At 37.6% G+C, this 1,023-nt stretch carries 1 protein-coding gene; it reads left to right on the top strand.

Annotated elements, in window-relative coordinates; all coding sequences use genetic code 11:
• Positions 1 to 14: 14 nt before the first annotated feature.
• Positions 15 to 1,023, top strand: a 1,009-nt coding sequence (locus FYJ66_RS09115) for a family 4 glycosyl hydrolase (RefSeq protein ID WP_465250567.1), incomplete at its 3' end; no start/stop codon positions are given.

Raw genomic sequence — 1,023 nt, 5'->3', positions numbered from 1 at the left:
TGAATAAGCTTGTATTGTTCGATATCGATGGAGAAAGACAGAAACCAATCGGACAATATGGAGAAATCATGTTTAAAGAAAGATATCCAGAATTGGATTTCTCATATACAACAGATCCTGCTGAAGCTTATAAAGACATGGACTTTATCTTTATGCAGATGCGTGCAGGTGGACTTCACATGCGTCAAAAAGATGAACACATTCCATTGAGCTTTGGAAAGATTGGACAAGAAACATGTGGTGCAGGAGGAATGAGCTACGGCTTACGTTCATGTGTAGACATGGTAGAAGCTATTCACCAAATTCGTGAATATTCACCAGAAGCATGGATCTTAAACTACTCAAACCCAGCAGCTATTGTTGCAGAATGCTTAAGAAGAGAATTCCCAGATGACAAGAAGATCTTGAATATCTGTGACCAACCAGAAAACGTCGTACGTTCAACATCAAGATTATTAGGATGTGACTGGAACGATTTAGATCCAGTATACTTTGGATTGAACCACTATGGATGGTTTACACATATGTATGATCGTAAAACAGGGGAAGATTTATTACCAAAGATTCGTGAAATTGTAAAAGAAAAGGGATTCTTACCACAAGATGCAGAACAACGTGATAAATCATGGTTGGAAACATATGGATTTGTACAAACGATGATGGAAGATTTCCCAGACTATTTGCCAAATACATATGATGGATACTATTTATATCCAGAATATAAGGCAAGTCATTTAAATCCAAATTATACACGTGCAGACGAAGTCATCGATGGACGTGAAAAGCGAGTGTTCAAAGAATGTGAAGAAGTCATTAAAGCAGGAAAACTAGGAGACAAATTCCACGCAATCAGTGATGCACATGCAGAAATGATGATCAAAGTAGCAGAAGCCATCGCATTCAATACATTAGGAAGATTCATTTTGATTGTAGAAAACAATGGAGCCATTGCGAACATGCAAGATGATGCAATGGTAGAAGTAGTATGTGAATTAGGAATCAATGGACCAAGACCATTGCAGA

The sequence above is a fragment of the Allobaileyella intestinalis genome (assembly GCF_009695865.1).
In the GTDB taxonomy this organism is placed as follows: domain Bacteria; phylum Bacillota; class Clostridia; order Peptostreptococcales; family Anaerovoracaceae; genus Allobaileyella; species Allobaileyella intestinalis.
Note: the sequence above shows the minus strand (reverse complement) of the source record. Positions and strands in the feature narration are given on the sequence as shown.